16 protein-coding genes are annotated in these 19,865 nt (G+C 51.4%); 6 read left to right on the top strand and 10 right to left on the bottom strand.

From position 1 onward, the window contains the following. Positions 1-10: 10 nt before the first annotated feature. Together ACFFT4_RS05820 and ACFFT4_RS05815 are read right to left on the bottom strand one after the other, a co-directional pair. Complete coding sequence (locus tag ACFFT4_RS05820) at positions 11-1,699, bottom strand: DUF2207 family protein (protein ID WP_378045839.1); 1,689 nt, start codon at positions 1,697-1,699, stop codon at positions 11-13. Between the two features lie 243 nt (positions 1,700-1,942). Further along, positions 1,943-6,034 carry a LuxR C-terminal-related transcriptional regulator gene (locus ACFFT4_RS05815; protein ID WP_378045837.1) on the bottom strand — a complete coding sequence of 1,364 codons (4,092 nt, stop codon included), beginning with the start codon at positions 6,032-6,034 and terminating at the stop codon, positions 1,943-1,945. A 219-nt stretch (positions 6,035-6,253) separates the two neighbouring features. Between ACFFT4_RS05815 and ACFFT4_RS05810 the strand changes: the two genes are divergently transcribed. From ACFFT4_RS05810 to ACFFT4_RS05795, 4 genes are all read left to right on the top strand, one after another. Next, positions 6,254-7,660, top strand: coding sequence for an MBOAT family O-acyltransferase (locus tag ACFFT4_RS05810; protein ID WP_378045835.1), 1,407 nt, complete (start codon positions 6,254-6,256; stop codon positions 7,658-7,660). 23 nt (positions 7,661-7,683) lie between these two features. Next, on the top strand, positions 7,684-8,970 hold the full coding sequence (locus ACFFT4_RS05805) for a DHHW family protein (protein WP_378045833.1): 1,287 nt from the start codon (positions 7,684-7,686) through the stop codon (positions 8,968-8,970). Positions 8,971-9,074: 104 nt separating this feature from the next. Next, a complete protein-coding gene (locus ACFFT4_RS05800; RefSeq protein WP_378045831.1) occupies positions 9,075-9,980 on the top strand; it encodes a permease in 906 nt (301 codons plus the stop codon). Next, the gene (locus ACFFT4_RS05795; protein ID WP_378045830.1) at positions 9,977-10,951 is read left to right on the top strand and encodes a TIGR03943 family putative permease subunit; all 975 of its coding nucleotides are present in this window, start codon (positions 9,977-9,979) and stop codon (positions 10,949-10,951) included. Before ACFFT4_RS05800 ends, ACFFT4_RS05795 begins: the two co-directional genes overlap by 4 nt. A 24-nt stretch (positions 10,952-10,975) precedes the next feature. On the opposite strand, the gene mntR is transcribed toward ACFFT4_RS05795, so the two are convergent. The 5 genes from mntR to ACFFT4_RS05770 all read right to left on the bottom strand — a co-directional run bounded on the left by mntR (position 10,976) and on the right by ACFFT4_RS05770 (position 14,892). Beyond that, positions 10,976-11,389, bottom strand: coding sequence for a transcriptional regulator MntR (gene mntR, locus ACFFT4_RS05790; RefSeq protein ID WP_378045828.1), 414 nt, complete (start codon positions 11,387-11,389; stop codon positions 10,976-10,978). Between the two features lie 14 nt (positions 11,390-11,403). Next, on the bottom strand, positions 11,404-12,279 hold the full coding sequence (locus ACFFT4_RS05785) for a metal ABC transporter permease (RefSeq protein WP_378045826.1): 876 nt from the start codon (positions 12,277-12,279) through the stop codon (positions 11,404-11,406). 68 nt (positions 12,280-12,347) lie between these two features. Next, complete coding sequence (locus ACFFT4_RS05780; protein ID WP_378045825.1) at positions 12,348-13,202, bottom strand: metal ABC transporter permease; 855 nt, start codon at positions 13,200-13,202, stop codon at positions 12,348-12,350. After that, positions 13,199-13,936, bottom strand: coding sequence for a metal ABC transporter ATP-binding protein (locus ACFFT4_RS05775; RefSeq protein ID WP_378045823.1), 738 nt, complete (start codon positions 13,934-13,936; stop codon positions 13,199-13,201). The genes ACFFT4_RS05780 and ACFFT4_RS05775 overlap by 4 nt, the downstream gene beginning before the upstream one ends. 5 nt (positions 13,937-13,941) lie before the next feature. Then, a complete protein-coding gene (locus tag ACFFT4_RS05770) occupies positions 13,942-14,892 on the bottom strand; it encodes a metal ABC transporter solute-binding protein, Zn/Mn family (protein WP_378045947.1) in 951 nt (316 codons plus the stop codon). Between the two features lie 444 nt (positions 14,893-15,336). Between ACFFT4_RS05770 and ACFFT4_RS05765 the strand changes: the two genes are divergently transcribed. Next, positions 15,337-16,065, top strand: a complete 729-nt coding sequence (locus ACFFT4_RS05765; RefSeq protein WP_378045821.1) for an EAL domain-containing protein — start codon at positions 15,337-15,339, stop codon at positions 16,063-16,065. Positions 16,066-16,439: 374 nt separating this feature from the next. Further along, complete coding sequence (locus tag ACFFT4_RS05760; RefSeq protein ID WP_378045819.1) at positions 16,440-16,787, top strand: hypothetical protein; 348 nt, start codon at positions 16,440-16,442, stop codon at positions 16,785-16,787. An 887-nt stretch (positions 16,788-17,674) separates the two neighbouring features. On the opposite strand, the gene ACFFT4_RS05755 is transcribed toward ACFFT4_RS05760, so the two are convergent. The 3 genes from ACFFT4_RS05755 to ACFFT4_RS05745 form a co-directional block, all read right to left on the bottom strand. Beyond that, the gene (locus ACFFT4_RS05755; protein WP_378045817.1) at positions 17,675-18,055 is read right to left on the bottom strand and encodes a retropepsin-like aspartic protease; all 381 of its coding nucleotides are present in this window, start codon (positions 18,053-18,055) and stop codon (positions 17,675-17,677) included. After that, positions 18,056-18,298: a hypothetical protein gene (locus ACFFT4_RS05750; protein ID WP_378045815.1), complete on the bottom strand. Its 243-nt coding sequence runs from the start codon at positions 18,296-18,298 to the stop codon at positions 18,056-18,058. Between the two features lie 605 nt (positions 18,299-18,903). Beyond that, positions 18,904-19,608, bottom strand: coding sequence for a DUF6338 family protein (locus tag ACFFT4_RS05745; RefSeq protein WP_378045814.1), 705 nt, complete (start codon positions 19,606-19,608; stop codon positions 18,904-18,906). Between the last annotated feature and the right edge of the window lie 257 nt (positions 19,609-19,865).

Below are 19,865 nucleotides of genomic sequence, written 5' to 3'. Positions count from 1 at the left end.
CCTCCGCAGCTCAGAACGCGCCGCGTCCTCCGCCCCCGCCTCCGCCGCCTCCGCCGGAAGAAAAGTCGCCCCCGGAGGAATCGCTCGACGTGTTGACGGTTTTCTCGGCCGACGACAGCGTCTGTTCCAACATACGGGTCCAATCGTCGTAATAGTAGTAGGCCGTGCCGATGTCGCCAAGCCCCAGACTGTTCCGGTCTTCCGGCACATTCAATCGGGTAATCGCGATTGCCCTCTTCGCTTCCCCCAGCGCAATCGCGTAGACGAGATAGTGCTCCCAAAGGTGAACGGCCAGCGGTTCCCGGGAAGCGATCCGGCTGTAGTCGCGCAGGAAACGCTTAAACGCCTTCCATTTCGTAAATTCGGTTTGGCCGACGGTCGTTCTCCGCTTCTTCGGAGGTCTGAAGAAGAAGAGCGGAATGGCGCAGAACATTAACCAGCTCCAACCTTCCGGCGCCAGAAACCAAAACCCGAAAAATTGCAGCAAGGCAGCAAGTGTAACGTACCGGGCTATCCCATCAGGACGATCTTCAATATAGCCCATACGGTATGCCGCTTCTTCAACCTTTTCTCTCCACTTATCCCATTGTTTTCCGAAATGAGCCGCAGTCGCTTGTTCTTTGGCTTGCTTACGGATGTCCGATAGATTTACCGTTTTTCCGGCTTTTATTTTTTTGAAGAACCATTGGATCAACTGAGATTCGTGCGGCTCCAGCATGTGCAGCCGAACCATCAAAAGTTGGAATTCATAGTCGGTCCGTTCGCGTCTGCCGTTCATCGTCTTAACGGCTTTCATGGAGACGTGCCGCTTTCTCACCAAATCGGTTAATGTGGCGATGAGGTCTCGGGGAGTCGCGTGATAGTTCATCAGGTAGCCCACGACGGCCGGCGTCACGTCCCCGGTGAGCTCTCGATAGTATTTTCCTCTCCATTCCGATTTTCGTTTTCTGCCGTATTTGCGATAGACGAGAATGCCGGCGGCCAGGTTCGCGATCAGCAGGGCCAGAGCGCCATACGGACTGTAATCGGGGGACGGTTCGGCCCACCTACGTTCCTCCTCCAAAATCCGCTCCAGCATCGCCTCGTCGCTGATCTTCGTGCTGCCGGGAACGTAGGAGCCGGGAAACAGCATCCGCACCTCCAGCATTTTGCCGGAAGGCAGCGGACTCACTTGGTAGCGGACAAGACCTTGCTCCTCGATGTCGAAAGCCCCGCTGTCCGGTCCATGCCCAAACGCTTGAATCTGCGCCCCCTCGGCCCCTTCCGGCAGCTCGACCTCGATGCGAACCTCTCCCAACAGGCTGGGGTTCGTCTCGTCGAAAAACTTCCAATACAGCTGTGCGGTGTCCGCATACACCTGCACGACGTTTTTGACGGTATAGGTGTACAGAAACACCTTCGTCTCGTTCTCGGATTTTGCGTAAATCTTGTAATGGAGCTTGTCTCCGTCGGCCGTTTCCTCGAATTCGAGCGGGATGCTTTGCTGTTCGGCCGCCTCGTAAGCTTGAAAGCTCTCAATCCCGTCGGAGCCGGAAGCATTGAGATCGACGAGAACGCCGTTAAAGGCTCCGTCAAAATGGTATGTATCCCATTCTGTCACTGTCATATTGCCGTCGCGATCGATGCGGGCATGAATCTCTACCTCGCCGATTTCAAACGAGCGATCCTCTGCGAACGCGGTCCGGACAAACAGAGGCATGAGAAGAAAACCTAAAATACCGGCGACGATTACGGCTAATGTAAGGCATCGTTTTATCCGGTCTGATGCAAAATGGAATGACGCCCTGACTGCCGCTGCTCCCATTGTCCCCCTCCTCTGCGATGTTTCGTGTCGTTATCATAGTCAAAAAGGAGGATAAAGTCATCAAACTTTCGTTTGATTTTGTCGAATTATGCCAGGGATAACGGCGACAGACGGCCCTTCCGAGGCATTCGCGGGGATTTACAAGCCGCCGAGATTAAATTCTCTGGCTTTGGCGATCGCCTGGCCGCGTCGTTTGACGCCAAGCTTCCCGTACAGATGATGCGTGTGGGTTTTGACGGTCGCCTCGGTAATGGCCAATAAAGCCGCAATCTCCTTGTTCGAATACCCGGCTGCAATCGCGCGAAGCACCTCGGTCTCCCGATCCGACAGCGAGGATTCCGGATTGCCGGACGTTCCGGATTTTCCGGCGGCGCTCCGGGCGACGGCTTCCTTCTCGATGGACCAGACTCCCCAGACCGCATCCGAAGGCTCTTCGAACAGGGACAGATAAGCGAAGTTTTTCACCAACGCTTCGATGTCCGCGGCGATTCTTTCGGAGAAAACGTCGGCAATCTGCGTGTTTTCCAAATACAGGACGGCGGGAGAGGCGATCCCGGGCAAGTCGATAGGCAAGCAGAGAATCGACTTCGACCGGCCTGCCGCAATGTGCGGGTCCGCCAGAAATTCGCTCTGCTCCGCATTTGGCAGCACTACGGGGCCTTTCTTCGCGACGGCCGCTTTCAGCACCCCTTGGGCCAGCGCGCTCTCCTTCCGATCGCCAACGCCGTAATAGGCAAGAACGCGGAGCGCCGTTCCTTCCGAGGTCGCCGCGATCAGGCCGCGATCCGCTCCGGCTTTGCGACAGGCGACCGCCAGCAGCTCCTCGGGCCGCATCGTTTTTAACGCCGTGGCGGGTTCGAACGGACGATCTCCCGATTCCGTCAAGCGTTCCGATCGCTTCGGTGTCCGCCGTTCCTCCGCGGCCTCCGCTTCCGGCAGCGAAGCAAACGCGCGAATCGATCCCTCCACATCGGGATGCTCTTGTTCCAGACGATTCCGCTTGGCCGCGTAACCATAAGCGGAATAAGCGGACATCGCTTCGAGCAAAGCGATCAGCGCTCCGGCCTCCATGCCCTTCTCGCGGTAATACAGAGCCAGCCTCTCCATGCACAGCGGCCGGAAAACGCTCGGAAATTCGTGCTTCGCGCAGGCGGCCGCTCTTTCGTACGCATGGAGGGCAGCGCGATTCTGCCGGTTGGCCTTTGCCCATTCGGCCCGGATCAGCCAATAAGCGGAGCTGCTGCGGCCGAACGGCCCTTGCCAGGCGTCCATCCTCTTGATCCTCCGGCGAATCGCCCGGGACCATATCCGACGCTCAGCCTTGGTCCCTTCCTCGTACAAAGCCGCTTGAGCCAGCGCTTCGAACAGGAGCACCCTTCGATTGCGAACCCAGTCGATCTTCATCTCCATCGTCTTCGCCCGCTGCGCGAAGAGGAGCGTCTCCGCATACCTGCCATGCAAGTAGGCTTGCTCGGCGCGCAAAACAAAGTCGTAATTGTCCGGCTGTTCCTCTTCTCCTTCCGGAGGATTGGAGCGGGTATAGCGTTCCCATGCGCCGTCCTCTTCGCAAGCTCGAAGATAGCTTTTCACAAGACGAATCATGCGCAGGGACGTCGCGTCCAGCAGCGGTTCCGCCTCTTGCTCCAGGTAACCGACCAATTCACGCAGCTGCCTGGCCGTTCCCCAGGTGGAGATCAGGCTCGTAATCGCGGCGAGGTTAAAGAAGGTCACCTGATGCTGCTCCCTCGTCTGGCGCAGCACTCGCTCCATTATGGAAGCCGACTCCTCCGGGCGCTCAAACTGCTCGATCATCCCCTTCGTATATAACCGCCTGGTCTGTTGAGCGGGGCGAACCCGCAAGCCGCTGCTCCAGGCGTCGCGCAGCCGCTTGGGCCAATGGCGGTATATTCCGGGCAGCCCGCGCTGCAGCAGCAGCTCGAAGGAATCCAGCAAGTTCAGGAAATACTCGTTGCGCCCCCGCGTCAGTCCGTGCCGGACGAACCGGGAAAAGGCATAGAGCAATAAAACGGGATCGGAAATGCTTAGCGTATACATCAGACCTAACAAAATTCTGGATTGCGCGACGTATTCAAAATCCAAATTGTCGGCGATCCGCTCGTCCTTCGCTTCGATCCTGCGCGCCAACAGGGTCGCCCGGAACGCTTCCGTCAACGCGGTCAGCGGAGATACGCGTTCGGGGAGGCGCCAGCCAAAGACGGCCATCGTATCCCGACTGAGCCGAAGCGCGATTCCCGGATCGTTAACGGCAAACAGATCCTGCTGACAGAGACAGGCGGCCAGCCGGTCTTCGTCTGACAGCTTGTCGGCGTGCTCTCGAATCCAGACGAACCCTTCGACCGCCCGTTCCGTGGAGCCTCTGTAGTGCAGCAGGTTATAAAGCTGGTACCCGATTTTACAGGCAAGCTCGTCCGGTTGTTCCCCTTCCCGCTCTGCGAGCCCCAGCGCTTGTTCGAAATCGTCCGTCGCTTGGGCGAATCTGGCCTGGTTCATGGCCAGCATTCCCGCCGTGTAATTGCGCTCCGCCAACAGGCGTCGGCGATGCCCGGACAGCTGGTCCGCTCCCAAATTCAGGTGCCGCCGCGCCGTCTCGCCCGCTTCTTCTCCCCCATGCCGATCGTAGACCTCCCCGATCCGGCAGTGCCAGACGCTCCGTTCGTTCTGCGGTATGCTCCGGTAAAGCTTGGACTGGACATACGCGGACAGGAACAAATAATCGTCTCCGGCGTCCTCTTCCGGACTGATGAAGCCCGATGCCTGAGCGATCTCTATCCATGTCCGCAGCCGGTCTTCGTCGAGGTTAGACAGCTCGATCAGCGCCCGCACAGAAAATCGGGGGCCGATCAACGCCGCGATGGTCAGCGCGTGGACCGACTCGTCCGGCAGCCGCTCCATAAGGTTGTCCATCGCCTGCTTGTACCCCTCCGAGACCGGCGCCTTGGAAATCAGATCTTCCGTCCATTCCCAGTGGTGCCGTTCGTAGTGATAGGATAAGCTGCCCTCGGCATGCCAGCGTGTCAGATTTTCCTCGATTTCGCGCGGCACGCCGCCGCTCCACTGCTGCAAAGCTCCGGCCAGCACCCGCACGCGCGGCGATCGCTCGTGCAGCGCAGCGGTCAGCCATTCCAGCACATGCTCATACCCGAGAGGCTCCAGCCTGAGACGGGAGATCGGTAGCTCTTTGACCTGCAGGCTCGCAGCCCGGTCTCTTAAGTCAATTGCGGCGTCGGAATGCAAAAGCACAAGCAGCCCGCCGCGACTTGGCTCCAGCCGCTCAAGCCAACCGAACGCCTCGTCGATGACGGACAAGTCCGCACGTTCCCCGTCATCGAGGATCAACACGTGCTGCAATTCCCTCTCGGTCCGGTACGTTCGCCCGGCCTGGACGTCCTGCCGGCAAAGCGCTTGCCGCAGCCACTGCTCCTCCGCTTGCTCCAGCAGCTCGCCTCCGCTGCCGACGTCCAGCGCGGACACCAGCGCAACCAAGACGTCTTCCCGGAGCAGCTGCCGTTTCCATTCTTTCATCAGCCGCGTTTTGCCTATTCCTTTCGCTCCGGTTATCTCAAGCACTTGCCGCTCCGTACGAGACGCGCGGAAAACCCGATTTAACCCGGCAAAGTCCTCCTGTCTTCCCAGCGCGCGTTCCGGCTTGGTCAGCCTGCTCCGCCGGTCATATCGGCAAAGCTCCTCTGCGTGATTCGGGTTCTTGCGCATTAGCCGAAGATCCATCAGCATGCCGTAGGCCGTCTGATAGCGGGCTTGGGGCGACTTCTCCAGCGCTTTCCCGATGATTCGGCACAGGGGCCCCGCCGCCTCGGCGACGGGTTGCGGAAATGGACGCGGCGAACGGATGAGGTGGGCTTCCTCCCACGTCTGCTCGCCCTCCGGCTCTATCGGCAGACGTCCGGTCAGCATCTCGTACAGCATTGCCCCGAACGCATAGAGGTCGCTGCGCTCATCGGGCCTGCGTCCCAGTCCGAGCAGCTCCGGAGAACCGTATGCCGGGTTCCATGCGGTGGCGGCCGACCACGTCACCCCATCGCCGGACTGCACGTAAAAATCGTCAAGCTGCAGATCGGCGATGATCCCGCTCCGAAGATGCGCGTCATGAATCGTCTCCGCCATTTGAATGCCATACGTTATAACCCGATCCAGGGAGAGCGAAGACTCCTCCAGCAGGCTTTTGATCGATCTTGAGCTCGTTATGGACATGAATCGGTATCTCCGCGAGTTTTTAGTTTCTATTATAAAGGTATAAACGGTTTTACAATAGATGCTAAAATCCGACTTGGCCCCCTACCCTCTTTCGACAATCGTTTGCGGCGGGATGACCAAAAATTGTATTTTGACATTCCCGCGAATCGGCGCTAACATTATTTTTTACCTTGTCATCTAGTAACCATTACACGCATTTTTAAGGGGAAGTTGGATTTGGTTTTCAGTTCGGTCGGCTTTTTGTTTTTCTTTTTGCCGCTTGTTCTCGCGCTTTATTTCGCGGTTCCCTTCAAATATAAAAATATCATTCTGCTGCTGTTCAGTCTCGTATTCTATGCCTGGGGCGAACCGAGATACGTTCTGCTGATGATCGCGTCCATCCTCGTGAATTACGGGTACGGGATCTGGATCGATCGCGCGCGGCGGAACGAGAAGAAGAAAAAGCTGATTCTTGCGTCAGCGATTCTGGTTAATATCGGACTTCTGGGCTTTTTCAAATATGCGAACTTCATCGCCGACATCGTCAATTCGGTCTTCAACACAAGTCTGGAGCTGCGGCCGATTCCGCTGCCTATCGGCATTTCATTTTACACGTTCCATGCGTTGAGCTATTTAATTGACGTCTATCGTAAAACAGAAAAGGCGCAGCGGAATCTCTTCAAATTATCGCTGTACATTACCTTTTTTCCGCAGCTGGTCGCAGGTCCGATTATCCGTTACAACGCCGTCGCCAGGCAGTTGAACCATCGCGTGTTCTCTTCCGTGCAATTCGCCGAGGGGATTCAACGTTTTATACTGGGCCTGTCCAAAAAAGTACTGCTGGCCAACCCTCTCGGTTTGGTCGCGGACACGGTGTTCATGAATTCCGCCTCCGATCTGTCGACCGGCAGCGCCTGGTTAGGCATTATCGCGTATACGCTGCAAATTTATTTCGATTTCTCGGGATACAGCGATATGGCGATCGGGCTGGGGAAAATGTTTGGTTTCGAGTTCGCGGAGAATTTTAACTACCCTTATATTTCCCGGAGCATTTCGGAGTTCTGGAGACGTTGGCATATTTCTTTGGGCAGCTGGTTCAGAGATTACGTGTATATCCCGCTTGGCGGAAGCCGGGTCGCACGCTGGAAGGCGTATCGAAACCTGTTCGTCGTGTGGTCGCTGACCGGATTATGGCATGGAGCGAGTTGGACCTTTTTGGCATGGGGTCTCTATTTCGGTATATTGATCGCGCTTGAAAAGGCCGGACTGGACAAGCTGCTATCCCGGCTTTATCCCTTAAACCACGTTCTGGTGCTGCTGCTTGTCATGATAGGCTGGGTATTCTTCCGGGCCGACGATTTCGGCTACGCCGCGAATTTCCTGGCTTCCTTGTTCGGCGCCCGAGGCCATCCAGCATTCGATAACCAGGCGCTCTCGCTAATCTATATGAATTGGTACTACTTTCTCCTTGCGATTATCGCCGCTACGCCTTTATTCACGAAATTGCGGAGCTTGCGGCTTAATCCGCGGTTGGACCGCATACAAGCGGCAGTTTCTTTCGTATTCTATTTTTTCCTGTTCGCGGAATCGATCTTGTACCTGATTAATTCAACCTACAACCCGTTCTTGTATTTCCGGTTCTAACGATTTCTTAAGGGAGTATGCTTGTGAAAAAATCGATCTCGTACGTATATGTGGCCGCATTCCTGACGATTATCGGCGGTTTCTCTCTGGCCAGCCTGGTTATGCCGGACAGGAGCTTCTCGACAAGCGAGAACAGATCTTTAAGCGCGCGTCCTGTTCTCGGAGTCGATTCTTTAAGATCCGGAGCGTTCTTCCAGGCTATGAATCAATATTTGAACGATCAAATCGCGGCTCGCGATGAGCTGGTTACGCTCTTTCAGAAGCAGCAAAACTCCGAACTCTTCAATACGATGCTGTTCGAAAATCTGTTTCGCGATAACGTTCGACAGAAGCCGGAGGACGGCTCGAAAGTATGGGATGCGCGCATCGTGTCCAAGCTCGTGCTCACGAACCGGAAGTGGATTCTTCCGCTTCCCGGCAAATACGTCTATACCGGGTCGATCGACGAGGCCACGGACAAGCTTAACCAAGCGATCCTATTTGCCGAGGAGCAAGGAACGGAAACCTACTTCGTCTTCAACCCGTCGCGTACCAAAGCGCTGATGCATCTGTACCCCGCTTACCTGCGGACCGATTCGTATACCAAGTCGAAGGCGTATTTCCTGTCCAAACTGGATAAAAGCGTGAACGTCATCGACACGGGGCGGCCGTTCGATCGTTTTACGAAAGCGGAGCTGGAACAATTGTACTTGGAGACCGATCATCATTGGAATATCCAAGGCGCGTTTCTCGCTTACCGGGAGATGATTACGGAGCTCTCGAAGCGGTCGCTCGTATTCGAGGACGAGCCGATGGCTTTAGACGAGATCGAGGTTGCCCGGTTAACGGACGGACGGTTCGAAGGCAGCTATAATACTCAGCTTAATTACGCGATCAATCCCGACCATGCGGATCGAACGATCATTTACAAGCCGCGAATCCCATTCGAATTCGCCCGCTTTGAGGTAATTAACAAGGACGGCACGCAAACCGTCTCGGATTTTAACGATTTCTACGGATTCAAGCCGGGCGAATCCACTTATACGTATGGAACGATCTATGGGGGCGACAGACAAAAAATTACGTATGAGAATCCGCAGGCGAATAATCAATTGAACGTCCTGCTGCTGAAGGATTCGTTCATGAATCCTCTTACGCCCTACTTGGCTCGGCATTTCAACAAGCTGACCGTTCTCGATAACCGCTATTTCACGGAATTCAGCCTGCGGGAGATTATAACGAACGAGCATTACGATATGCTGCTCATCGCTTTCCACGACGATAATTTGTTCAGCGGCAATTATGAGTTCGAGAAATCTTCCGTACGATAGTTTCTGAGGGATTTTTCCCGAGACTTCGCATGCCGGATTTGTTAAGATAAAAATCTGAACATGATTTGGGAATCACGAAATCTAATAAAAGTAACAGGTGCCCTATGAAAACCTTTCTTCAGCTCAATACGATTTTTCTAAGCATGATTATGGAAGCGATCCCGTTCGTTCTGTTGGGCGTCTTGATTTCAGGCTTTATTCAGTCGTTCATTACGGAACGCTGGATTTCTCGAGTGATGCCTAGAAACCGGTTTCTCGCTTCCCTTTTCGGCTGCAGCATCGGCATCCTATTTCCTGCGTGCGAGTGCGGAATCGTTCCGATTACCCGTCGTCTATTGAATAAAGGCGTCCCTCTCAATGCGGGCATCGCTTTTATGCTGACGGGGCCTATTATCAATCCGATCGTTCTATTCTCGACCTATATCGCTTTCGGGAACGATTGGCGAGTCGTCGTGATCCGCGCGGGAATGGCTTTCCTGGTCGCTTTGGCCGTATCTATGTGCGTCGCGCTTATGTTTCCTGTGCTGCCGCTGCGGCTGCACGAGCAGCAAATCGCCGCATCGGCGGAGACCGTCGTCGAGCCTCCCCGTCGCCAGCCGTTTTTTCCGAAGCTCGGCCATGTGTTCCTGCATGCGATTGACGAATTTTTTTCCGTGGGAAAATATCTCGTGCTCGGCGCTTTTATTGCGGCCAGCATGCAGACTTTCATTCCGACTTCGTCCTTGCTGCATATCGGCAGCAATCCGGTCCTGGCCTCTCTGGTCATGATCGGATTGGCGTTTACGATGTCGCTCTGTTCGGAAGCCGATGCGTTTATCGCTTCTTCTTTCCGCAGCACCTTCTCAATGGGGTCGATCTCCGCCTTCCTGGTGTACGGCCCTATGATCGACATCAAGAACACGCTGATGCTGCTCGGTTCGTTTCGCGGTAAATTCGTCGCCGTCTTGATTGCGCTCGTCACCCTGTTTACGTTAATTGGATCGTTAATCGTTGGGAGGATTGTAGGATGACTCGTTTTTTTATCTTGTTCGGCTTTGCGATGATGTTCTCGTTCATTCATTTTCAAGGCCAATTGAACAAATATATCAACACGCGTTATGCTTATTTGTCGATCAGTGCAATTGTCATTCTGCTGCTTCTCTGTGTCGTGGAAGTGATCAGAATGTATCAATTGGAGCAGGCGGAAAAGAAAAAAGCGGAAGAGATCGCGTCGCAGCATGATCAAGAGCCTAACAGCGAGCAGGAGCCAGATCATGCTCACGAACACATACACGCTCACGATCACGTGCACATGCATGCGCACGATCATGCAAGCTCGTCCCACCCGCACGATCATTTCGGACATTCTCACGAATCGTCCTCCCGATGGAAACGCTCTGTCGGTTACTTGGTGCTCATTTTCCCCATATTTACGGGCGTTTTTCTGCCGGTATCGACGCTTGACTCGAGCTTTGTGAAAGCCAAAGGCTTCTCCTTTCCCTCGATGGAGCTCTCTCTGTCCGACCAAAACCCCGGCCAGCATCAGTTTCTCAAGCCGGATTCCAGCGTGTTTTACGGCAAGGAAGGCTACAATGAATTTAAGAACAAAGAGCTTGAGGCGTTCATCGATCTCGATACGGTCTCTCTGGACGATGAAAATTATTTGAAAGCAATGGAGGTTCTTTATAATTATCCGGGCCAGTTCATGGGGAGGACGATTTCGTTTAACGGATTTGCATATAAGGGAGAACAGGTGGACGGAGATCATTATTTCGTCTTTCGCTTCGGTTTTATCCACTGTGCCGCGGATTCCGGAGTGTTCGGGATGCTGGTCGACTTTCCCAAGGGGACGGATCTCAACGACGACGACTGGGTTCATGTAACAGGTACGCTGACCTCCGAGCTGTATCAACCGTTCAAGCAGACCATTCCCGTGCTTAAAGTAACCGAGTTCCAAAAAATTGCCACGCCTAAAGACCCCTACGTTTATCGGATGTTTTAACGGAACGGTTTAAGAGCGGCAAAGCTACATTTGCCGCTTCTTTAGATTGCGGCCTCTGGCTGCCGCCGGATTGTTTTCCAGGAAACGTACCAAATCGCGAAGCAGTTCAAGCGTATTCCAGCTAAAATGATGCTCCAACTGCTCGACTTCACTCTCCACGCGCTGCTCGGGCACCCCAATCAGTCTAAGAAAACGTTCCAGCAGCCGATGTCTGTCGAGCAGTTGCTGGCCAATTCGGGTTCCTTTTCCCGTCAAGGAGATCCGGCCATATTTCTCATACTCCACATAGCCGGATTCTCCAAGTTTCTGCGCCATCTTCGAAGCGGACGAGGGATGGACGGACAACGCGTCGGCAACGTCGGAAACCCGAGTGTACCCTTTGGCAAGCGACAACAGATAGATTTGCTCCAAATGATCCTCCATGCCGGGCGTTGTCATCTCGTCCCCTCCTGTTAGTTTGATGTCAAGGTCGGCCGCATGAGTCTCGACACGATGCCGTGCTTCGGCGAAGCGACGAAGCTGATCATGAAGATCAGTCCGGTCGCAAAAGCCATCGATCCGGAGATGGATGTATCCAGCCACACGGCGATATAATAACCGGCAACCGCGGCAGCAATGCCAAATATTCCGCTTAACCCCATCATCACCGCCAGTCTGTCCGTCCACAGATAAGCGGCCGCCGCCGGCGTGATCAGCATCGCCACCACCATAATCGCGCCCACAGCATCGAAGGCGGCTACCGTCGTCACCGAGACGAGCGCCATAAAAACGTAATGCATAAGCACAACCGGAATGCCTATACTCGCCGCAAGCGCGGGATCAAACGAAGTAAGCTTCCATTCCTTGAAAAACCCGATGATTGCGACCAAAACGACGACCAGCACGAGCGATAAAATAAAGACCGCTTCCGGCACCTCTCCGATCCAGGGCAGCCTCGTTTTCTCCCATGGAATAAACGTGATTTCCCCCATCAAGGTGTGTTTGACATCCAAGTGGGCATTCCCGACCTTGGTCGCAATCAGCACGACGCCAACGGCAAATAAAGAGGTAAAAACGACGCCTATGGAGGCTTCCTGCTGTACGCCGAGAGAATGCAGCCACTGAATTAAAACCGCGGTCAGCAATCCGGCGGCGATTGCGCCGATCAGCATATGACTGCCGCTCAGTTCGCGCGTGACCAAGAACGCGATCACGATGCCCAGCAATACGGTATGGCTGATGGCATCCGCCATCATCGCCATACGGCGCAGAATGAGCAGTGAACCGATCAGCCCGCAGGATACTCCGACCAGCGAAGCGGTCAGTATGATCCAGCCGGCATAGCTCATGCCGAATTCCCCCTTTCCAGCGCTCCCTGCGGATGAACGGACGATTGATTAAGCAGCTTGCGTTGGCGTTACTGCTGAATCCCGGTGACCAGCAAGCCTTTGCGAACGCCAAAGGCCAACGAGACGACAAACAGAGAAGCGGCCGCAATCACGATAAACGGGCCAGTCGGCCATCCCTTGCCGTACGCGGTTAGCAGCGTTCCGATGACGCCTGATCCGCCTCCGAACAAGGCCGACAATACCATCATCCATTTGAAGGAGTTCGTCCAGTATCGCGCGCTGACGGCCGGCGTAATCAGCAGCGCCGCCATCAGGATGACTCCCACCGCCTGAATGCCGACGACAATAACCAGCACAAGGCTAAACATATACAGGCTGTTCATCCAGCGGCTTGACAACCCTAACCCTTTGGCAAACGCCGCATCGAACAGAAACAGCTTCCATTCCTTGAACGCGATCACCGATAGCAAAAGAACAAGCAGCGCCAATCCGGACATCAGCCATACGTCTTTGCCCACCATCGAAGCCGCCTGGCCGAAGATAAAGCTGTCCAGGCCGCTCTGGCTGGCCCCGGCCATGCGATTGACAAAGGTCAGCAGCATGATGCCGAGACCGAAGAAGACCGACAGGATGATTCCCATCGCCGCGTCTTCCTTGACACGGCTTGAAGAGCGAATCCAGTGGATAAGCAAGGCCCCGAACAGCGCGCTCGCTGCGGCTCCGGCGATCATGACCGGCAGATTCTTCACGCCAAGGATGGCGAAACCGATAATAACGCCCGGCAGAGCCGCATGGGACAACGCGTCGCTCATCAGGCTTTGCCGCTTCCAGTAGGCAAAGCAGCCGATAATGCCGGCAGCCGTTCCCAAAATCAAAGTGCTCAGCAATACCCATTGCGCGTTATGCGACAATCCCAGCATCATCCCGACTTCGCTCCCCTCCAGCGCAGCGTTCCCCCGTACGTCCGATAAATATTGTTCTCGGTAAAGATTTCTTCCGTAGGACCATGCGCAATCACAGTTCGATTCAGCAGCAGGACGTGGTCAAAATAATCTTCGACCGTCTGCAGATCGTGATGGACGACCAGCACCGTTCTTCCCCGGCTTTTCAGCAAGTTGAGCGTCGTCATGATCGCTCGCTCCGTAGCCGCGTCCACGCCGGCCAGCGGTTCGTCCAGGAAGTACAGATCCGCATCCATGACGAGAGCCCGGGCCAGAAAGACCCGCTGCTGCTGGCCGCCGGAGAGCTGGCTGATTTGGCGCGAAGCGTAATCCGCCATGCCCATCTCGGCCAAGGCTTCCATCGCCTTTTCGCGATGCGCTCGTTTGGGCCATTTCAACCAGCCGATTTTTCCGTACAGTCCCATTAATACGACATCAAGCGCATGGGTCGGAAAATCCCAATCCACGGATCCGCGCTGCGGCACATAGCCGATTCGGGACTTCGCCTGCGGGTACGGCGCCCCCCAATAAGACACCTTCCCCGCCAATCGGGGATGCAATTCCAGCATAACCTTGAGCAAGGTCGATTTCCCCGCCCCGTTCGGCCCTACGATACTGGTCATCGTCCCCGGCCCGACATCGAAGCCGACGCTGTCCAGCACTTTATTTTTGCGATACGAAGCGGATAACCCCTCAACGCTTAAAACCGGGAGCATCCCCGTCACTTCCCTTCAGCGCTTAACGCTTGATAAATCGTATCGACATTATGACCATACATCCCAAGGTAAGTTCCTTCCGGCGTACCTGCGTCGCCCATCGCATCGGAGAACAATTCGCCACCTACCGCTACATCGAGCCCTTGCTTCTTGGCTCCCTCGATTACGGCATTGATGGAGGCCGGATTAATGCTGCTTTCCACGAATACGGCAGGCACCTGGTATTCCACCAGCAGCTTTACCGTGTCCTCGATATCGGATAAACCCACTTCGTCTTCGGTGCTTAGCCCTTGCAGCCCGATGACATCAATGTCGTTCATCCGTCCGAAATAACCGAACGCGTCGTGCGCCGTAATCAGCACGCGTTTTTCTTTCGGGATCTGTGACAATTTCTCTTGCGCATCCGCCTTCAGCTCATCCAGCTTTTGAAAGTACGCCTGCTTGTTGGTTTCGAAATAATCCGCATCGCCAGGGGCGGCCTTCTTCAGCTCCTCGACTGCCGCATTCAGCGACTGCTTCCACAAGTCAATGTCGAACCAGACATGCGGATCGGTTGCCCCCTCTTCGTCCTGTAATAGCTGATCCGCCGGAATGGACTCGCTAATCGCGAGCGTAGGTCTGGATTTGCCGATTTCCTCGAACACTTTGACCATATTGGCCTCCAGGTGGAGCCCGCTGTAGAGAACGACATCGCCGCTTTCCAGCTTGTCGATATCCCCTTGGGTCGCATTATACAAGTGCGGATCGACGCCCGGTCCCATCAGGCTTTGCACCGTTACCCGATCGCCTCCGATGACAGAAATCGGTTCGGCAATCTGCGCAATGGTAGTCACGACGTTCAGCCTTTCTCCGCTTGCTTTTTCATCCGACTTCTTGTCAGATCCGCACCCTGCCATCACCACAGCCAGAACCAGCAAACACACTCCGAATAAAATTCCTCTTTGCTTAAAACGCATACGCTCCACTCTTTTTCTCCTCCTAAAAATGAATTGTTCAAACCCAAAATATTTTACCTAAGGCAAAACTTATGGTCATGTATAACTTAATTATCAACTTTTCTGTTGTCAAGACTTTTTGTTCGTTCTATTTGCTTTAGGTTTAAACGGAAATCAGTTAAACCGTTGATAAAACTGGGTTTTAATTATTCTTTCTAGAGATAGAATTTATGTTTCCCTAAGGAAACTTTTTTATTAAAGAGTCCTCATCTTCTGGTTTTTCGCTCCGTTATACTCATGAAGCTGAGTTTTGCATGAAAATTAGTCATTGCAAACAGATGCCTTCTTGATGTAGAATAACAGCAATTTAAGATTTGCCTACGGGAAAAACTTTTTCTATTAGGAAAAATCACTGACGCATATCCCGCTAGTCGTGAACGAGGGACAAAACGAGGAGGTCTCGGGATGACATTCGAACAATATCACTGCTACTCCCTTTTCCAACCCATTGTCTGGCTCGAGGATCAACGAGTCTATGGGTATGAAGCTCTTCTTCGTTCATCCGAGAAGATTTTGCCGGACCATTTATTTCGCTTGGCGCGCACCCGGAACGATTTGTACGAATTGGATTGCCGTGCGATGGCCGGATCGATCTCAACCTATTTTCAACAGATAGGCCATGACGAACCGGCTGCCTGGTTATTTGTCAATGTCTTTCCTTCCACCCTGCTAAACCCGGCGTTTAGCAAGTGGATCGTCCAGGATATGCTGAACAGTCGATTCCCTTTAAATCAAATTATATTGGAGATCAACGAAGCGCCTGAGGAAGAAAAGATGTGGGATATCGGCTTGCTGGGGGAAAAGTTGTCTGAAATGCGCCGATACGGCTTTCGAATTGCGCTTGACGATGTCGGTTCGGGCGCCGCCTCGCTCAAGAAGATTGTCGAATACGAGCCGGACATCGTAAAGCTGGATCGCTATTTCGGCAAGCAGTTGGCCAGGAACACAGCCAAGCAAAGATTGGTGTCCCTGTTTGCCGAGTTTTGCCGCGGAGAAATGCTGCTTGTTCTGGAAGGCATCGAACACGCCGACGATCTTTCCGTCGCACGATCGCTGGGCGTTCCGCTCGGCCAAGGCTATCTGCTCGGACGTCCGGCGGCTCGCCGCCATCCCTCATTTGACTACAGTCATTAGAAAGGACTAGTCGCATGCACGCATCAAAGCCGCTTCAGCCTGTCTCAAGTGAACGCCGCACGATTTTGGTTGTCGTTTTCGGATTGTTAATTGCGCTGCTCGCAGCGATCATTTTTGCCAGTTCGGTCGGCCCGGTGTCCATTCCCTTCTCGCGGACCGGCGCTATTTTGTTGGAGAAAGTCGGACTCCAGCTTCCTGTCGCGTTTACGGAGCGGGAATGATTTGCGGCAACGGAATTTCTGAACGACGCCGCAGACTATGTCGATGCGCTTGCTGAGTGTATTGCAGAACGAATGGATTAGAAAGATGCCCCGGGATAAAATTGTTGGATCAAGGAAACATTAATCCCACTACGTATCCCGGGGTGTGATATTATGCCGTATTTGATCAGCCTTGCGCTCATGTTCGTGGGCCTGACCTGTATCAACGTTATTTTCTCTTACCAGAGCAAGCATGTTGCTCCGCATTTCATATCCACGCTAAAATTCCAGCTCCTGATGCTGCCTTTCTTTCTCGCTGCCAATTTAAGCGTCGGATACGGAGTCAAGTTCGGCATGAAGGCCGTTAATCAACTGGGTTATGTCCTCATTATCGCCAAATGCATCGAGGTGCTGATCTCGGTCTGGATGGGATATTGGTTTATGAAGGAAATTCCTTCTTGGAAAACGTGGATAGGCCTCGCCGTCATTATCGTTGGCGTCATCCTGGTTAAGCAGAAGTAGGAAACGGCTCTAAATCCACATTCTCTTAAGCCAGGCGCGGTAAATGGATACTTCTGGGCGATAAATCCCGCTCTTGAAATACGATTAGCGAATATTCTGTTTCCTGACTTTCTGAATCAAGATCAGTACCGCAATTAAGTAAAATAGATAGCGAATGGAATGAAAATAAGGAAATAGATATATCCTGTCTAAATTATCTGACACTAACTTTTGAAATAAAAAAGGGATGACAACCTCCAGAAGATTGCCTGCTAAGAATAAAGAAAATACCCAAAGCATTCCCCAATTCTTTTTCTTGAAGGTCAAAAAAATGCCAAACGCCAGGACTACGGTTGTAACTCCCAAAGAATAGAAAAAGATCATAACTGCCTCCGAACGATGCTATTTTGTAATTCACTTCTAACCCGAGCCGAGAGCGCATGCCCTATTTCATTATTTAATGTTTATCAAAATGGGCACTATGATGAGTCCAAGAGATATTAAGATAAATAGCCAAGTTGTCGTTTTGCTCAGCTTGATATTCTGTTGGCTTTTATACCACCCATTAAATTGAAAGTAATTTCTGTATATTACAAAAAAGATAAACAGATTGCCTAGAGTCATGCTCCAATAATATTCCGTCCTTCCGGTTATGATTTTAAGGAGATTTCTTTCGACTAAATCCAACACATACAAAGTGAGTGCAAATAAAACAATTATTCTACAAAGCTCTAATACAAAGGTTGTTAATTTCTTCATTGGATCTTATTCCCTTTCATGCATTGCAAAATTTCGACTAGCGTTATTGTATTCATAATGCCCCACTGCCTTTAGTCGCGAAGAAACTGTATCTCGTTAGATGAAGTTCAATCCCTTCGATGAAATTACCAATAAAAAATCTGCAATTTTCATTGCAGACGCTTGAGCTCTAAGTTGAGTAAATCAATATTGAAATTTCCATTAAGTAAGATATCCAGTCCAAGTAGTCCGTTTACATTGTGATACTTAAATGATGTAAAATCTATTTCTACATTTTGAATTAAATAATCACCAATTTCAATTGAATCTATCTTCTTAATAAATGCATACTCTTCTCCACCGATTCCAAAACTGGTAATGAAATGGTCATCCAGGGTTGCCCTTATTTCGATCTCGTCTACTGCATCTTGGGATATTAGCGTATGGCTTGCACCCGTATCAATTACAATATTCTTGATTAACTTTTTTTTACCCTTGTACTGGACTGTTATTTCAGTGAATAGGAGTCCTTCTCTAAATTCAATTTGCATTTAAAGGTGTCTCCTTAAACCAATGTATCTTCGAATGATTACTTCAACTTTTTCTCTAGAAGTATGATAAACAAGCGTTCTGTTCTTACAATTAAGTAACTCTCGCGTCGCATCTTCGTCCTTAACCGGACCGATCAAAGCAATTTCATCAATAATCTCTTTATTATCTTGTTCGATCGAATGCAGAATTTCAAACTTGACAAATTGATTGGGATAGATCCTTTGAGCTTCCTGCCATTTCACGTTGGATCCCTCCAAACGGTTTTGAATTCATTATACCACTTATGGGAGAGCAAGGAACTATTGAGCGTTTCGAATCGGGAGGGAGTTGATGCAGATTGCATTTGTTTTGATTCTCCGGTTCACAAAAAGCGCCTCCAAAACCACAAAATAAATTTTGCTTCAAAGGCCCTTCCAGGCCAGCGCTTTCGTTTATCGCCACCTTGAATCGTCAACAAGCATCGTAAGTTTCTCTATGGGTGCCAACGCCTTGATTAAGTATGATAAGGTAACACCGAGTATTATTGAGGGAGCAAAATATGTAATTTCTTAGTTAGAGAAAGGAGGATCCTTCTCTCTTGTCGAATATTTGGGGGTGATGGAAGAATTTAAGAGAGGAGGAGATCGTTATGTCTTCGGACAAGCAGTCACCCACTATACTGAATGAATCAGTGAATAAGCCATCTATTGTACAGTCTTCTAGACAAGAACGTTCTGTCGAAAAACCTTCGATAGTTGTTCCTCCCAAAAAATAACTAAGGAGACTTCAATGCCAAACAAAAAGCTACCATTGTCAAAAAGTGGAAAACTTGTACAAGACTCAGTCAATAAACCGTCCATGGTTAAACCTACTTCAAATCCTCCAAAAGAGAAGTAGATTTTTCTTCGTTTTGGGCAATTTGAAATTTCTCAGAGTCAAAGATTTTAACATAAGTCCCTGATTTGACATCCACAAATACCTTGTCAACAGGGACTTTTTTTTCTCTAACTATTCGGGTTACATAATCCACGTGATTTAAACTAATTCTTTCAGGTTCGAAAGTTCTTGACACTTTTCCCAACTCCCCAATGAGAGCTGATTCAGGTTTATCGATTTTACCAATTTCAACAATTTGAGCTTCTTTTTTGAGAAATAACTCATCCCAGACTGATGTATGTTCCGAGAGGTCAGCAAGCCCTTTTTTGTTACGCACATAATTTGTTACATCCCTTAACTTCTTCATTCCATACAGAACCCAAAGTGCACTAAAGATATAACTAACAGGAACACTCAGGAGAAGGAACCAAAGTAAATATTCGGGTTTCTGCGCCGCTTTAACCATTTCATTAATAGTCCATACCTGATTTATTTTCTCCGACCAGCTCAATATGTAATATAAAGTATTGTGAAAAAGCAATGTGGCAACAGAAACTGGGATCCATAAAAGCGCTGATACAGTTGTGAATTCAACGGGAGTATGCTTCACTACTGGATTCATTCCAAATGCCTGCATCCAGAAGTACATGAAAAAACCTGGGATCACAAATATCATAGTTCCAACAAAACTATCCATATCCCCTACTCATCTCCTTAAAACAATTATTCTACATCATGGAAATATATCCTTTCTTCAGAAATTGTCGGTGGAATTCTTGTTTCTCATCAATCCGCTCTTTTTCAAGAGTGGATTCCTATTTTAATTTTTTTACTTGATATAACTGTTCCGCTTACTAGGACGACTACTGAGGGAGCATTTCCATTTAAGATACTCCCCCCAACTGTGTGTTATTCATATGGTTATGTCACTTGCACTTTCTTCAATATTTACAA

Origin of the sequence: Cohnella cellulosilytica (assembly GCF_042431195.1) — a bacterium.
Classification (GTDB): domain Bacteria; phylum Bacillota; class Bacilli; order Paenibacillales; family Paenibacillaceae; genus Cohnella; species Cohnella cellulosilytica.
The sequence above is the reverse complement of the archived record's forward strand: the minus strand, read 5'-3'. Positions and strand labels throughout refer to the sequence as shown.